Here is a 2,781-nt window from a genome sequence, read left to right as displayed (position 1 = left end):
CTGATCGCGGACAGCATCCGCGAATTTGGGTTCGTCATGCCGATCGTGGTTGACGACACCCGGCAGGTGGTGATCGGGCACGGCCGGGTGCTCGCAGCCCGACAGCTCGGGATGCCGCGGGTACCCGTCGTAGAGATCAGGCATTTGTCTTCGGCACAGCTAAAGGCGCTTCGGATCGCGGACAACAGGCTGGCTCAGCATGCGCATTGGGACGAGCGGCTGCTGGGCGAAAGCTTTATGGAGCTGAAAGAACTCGATCTCGATTTCGATCTGTCGATCACGGGCTTCAGCTTGCCTGAGATCGACCTGGCCATGCAGCAGCTTGATGACCGGCTGACCGTCGACGCCAATGACGAAGCGGATACGACGACCGGAGTTCCGGTCTGCCAGCTCGGCGATGTCTGGCAACTCGGCGATCATCGTATCCATTGTGGCGACGCGACGTCCGAGGCGGCTTTCGATATCCTGATGAGCGGAGAGCGCGCCGATGTCGTGTTCGTTGATCCACCCTACAATGTGCCGATCGACGGTCACGTCTCGGGGAAGGGAAAGATCCGCCACCGCGAATTCGCTCAAGGTGCAGGAGAGCTTAGCCGGGAGGAGTTCTCCCGCTTTCTGACGGCGAGCTGCGGCTTGCTGGCAAGATACAGCGAAGCGGGAGCAATTCACTATGTTTGTATGGACTGGCGCCACGCTGACGAGCTGCTCGCAGCCGGTCGTGACGTCTATTCCGAGCTGAAGAACATCGCGGTCTGGGTGAAGAACAACGCCGGCATGGGATCACTCTACCGCTCTCAACATGAGCTGGTGTTTGTCTTCAAGTCCGGCACCGGGCGGCACACCAACAATATCGAACTCGGCAGACATGGACGCAACCGCACCAATGTCTGGCATTGCGACAGTGCCAGCACCCAGGCACGCAAGGGCAACAATCTGCTCGAGCTGCACCCCACGGCGAAGCCAGTCCAACTCGTGGTGGATGCGCTGCTCGATTGCTCCCACCGCGGTGGGATCGTGCTCGACTCGTTTCTGGGCAGTGGCACGACGCTGCTCGCCGCCGAGCGAACCGGTCGCATCTGTCGCGGGATCGAACTCGATCCGCTCCATATCGATACCACGATCCGGCGCTGGCAGAATTTGACCGGCCGCGATGCGGTCCGGCTCGCGGACGGCAAGCTCTTCCGCGACATCGAGGCCGAGAGGGAGCAGGGTGATGAGCGGTGACAGAAAAAAAACCTACGAGGTTGGATACGGAAAGCCGCCGGTCGAGACGCGCTTTCAAAAGGGCCAGTCCGGTAATCCGAGCGGGAAAAAGAAAGTTCACCAGCTGCTCGACCCTGGCAAGGTCCTGGAAGCGATCGATAACGAAGAAGTCACCGTCACCGACAATGGCAAGCGCAAGCGGATGACGAAGGCCGAAATCCAGTTTCGCCAGTTGTTCGCGAAAGCGATCCGAGGCGACATGACTGCGGCCCGGCTTATCGCCAGGATGGCGGCGGAATATTTCCTGCCTGAGGCCCAGGGCACCTCGGAGTACGAAATCATCGGCACCACCGAGGCGGCACGGCGCTTCGGTCGCAACTGGCAACAGCGCGTGGACGAATTGAACGCGGCACTGAGATCTCCCAGATGAACACTGGATACCGAAATCCACCAATGGATAGCCGGTTCAAGAAGGGCCAGTCCGGCAATCCAAAGGGACCACCAAGGCAAGCAGCCCGTCAGATGTCGACCGCCTCTCTGTTCCGCAAGGTTGCGAATGAGCAGGTCGCAATCGAACTCGACGGTCGTAAAGTGACGATGACGCGCTGGGAAGCCCTCCTGCGCCAGATCCAGACTCTGGCTCTGAACAAAAATGCGGGCGCGGCGCGATTGCTCCATCAGCTGCGAAAGCAATATCCCGGAAGCGCCGCGCCCGGCGACAAGATCATCACGGTCGTCAGCGACAACGATATGAAGCTTTGAACAAGGGCGGCGATCGCCACCACAGAGAGGTCACTTTGGAGGTCACAATTTGAATGGTTGAGAGACGGCGGCGCGGTGTTCATTGCCAGCGAGCAGCGGATCGACATATTGAGATTGTCACGATCGCGCCAGACGCCGATCCGCGCAAGCCCTCCCGGGACTTTCTGTCGGCAAAGGTCGTTGGTTTGGCTCCCTAGCGGCCCAACCGCGAAGCCCAGTCAGCCTTCATGATGGGCCGTTGAGGAGTGTTTGCAACAGCGCTATCGCGGCGATAGGGCGAAACTCCAGAACGAAGCCAAGTGACTGTGCATCAACCTTCGCTCGAGGGTTAGCGAGCGAAGCGCCCGCCTCTGCTGCGCCAGGGCGGCCCGCTCGTAGCGCTCAAGACCTTCGAGGCGTTTTACCCCGCCCGGGGCTCGGGCACGTCAAAACAGCCACCAACATGTCGTGCCGCAACCTGCGGATGCGCAGCAGTGCGAGCTTGGAGTGTGCGAGCGCCACCGCCGAGTCCGACGCGATCTGAGGCCCGAGCCCCGACACGATCGCGACGGCAAGATTTTCGGTCACAGCTGGATCGCTGGTATCGTTCCGCGCCAAACCATGGAGCACCGCATTTTGGCTGGATCTGTTTTTTCCGCCCGCCGTTCTCGGGCCAGTGCTGCGTGTGGCGTTGCGGCGATTGGCTTCGATTTGTCGATGTGACGCCATGCCCGAAGTCCTTGGCTATCGCTCATCGCGGCACCGAAAGGTTCGCTCCAACATCTTGTAAATTCAAGGTTTTTCTGACCTAAAAGAGCAACAAACTTGCTGCAAAAG

General features: G+C 60.1%; 4 protein-coding genes. 3 read left to right on the top strand and 1 reads right to left on the bottom strand.

The genetic code is table 11. From position 1 onward, the window contains the following. The 3 genes from QQL28_RS45500 to QQL28_RS45490 all read left to right on the top strand — a co-directional run. Positions 1–1,224: site-specific DNA-methyltransferase (locus tag QQL28_RS45500; protein WP_284276388.1), on the top strand; the 1,224-nt coding region annotated here is incomplete at its 5' end. Beyond that, on the top strand, positions 1,214–1,633 hold the full coding sequence (locus tag QQL28_RS45495) for a DUF5681 domain-containing protein (RefSeq protein ID WP_284276386.1): 420 nt from the start codon (positions 1,214–1,216) through the stop codon (positions 1,631–1,633). The genes QQL28_RS45500 and QQL28_RS45495, both read left to right, overlap by 11 nt. After that, complete coding sequence (locus QQL28_RS45490) at positions 1,630–1,965, top strand: DUF5681 domain-containing protein (protein ID WP_348522576.1); 336 nt, start codon at positions 1,630–1,632, stop codon at positions 1,963–1,965. Before QQL28_RS45495 ends, QQL28_RS45490 begins: the two co-directional genes overlap by 4 nt. A gap of 563 nt (positions 1,966–2,528) precedes the next feature. On the opposite strand, the gene QQL28_RS45485 is transcribed toward QQL28_RS45490, so the two are convergent. Further along, a partial coding sequence (locus QQL28_RS45485) for a hypothetical protein (protein WP_284276382.1) occupies positions 2,529–2,781 on the bottom strand: 253 nt, incomplete at its 5' end.

The sequence above is a fragment of the Bradyrhizobium iriomotense genome (assembly GCF_030160715.1).
GTDB classification, from domain to species: domain Bacteria; phylum Pseudomonadota; class Alphaproteobacteria; order Rhizobiales; family Xanthobacteraceae; genus Bradyrhizobium; species Bradyrhizobium iriomotense.
The sequence above is the reverse complement of the archived record's forward strand: the minus strand, read 5'-3'. Positions and strand labels throughout refer to the sequence as shown.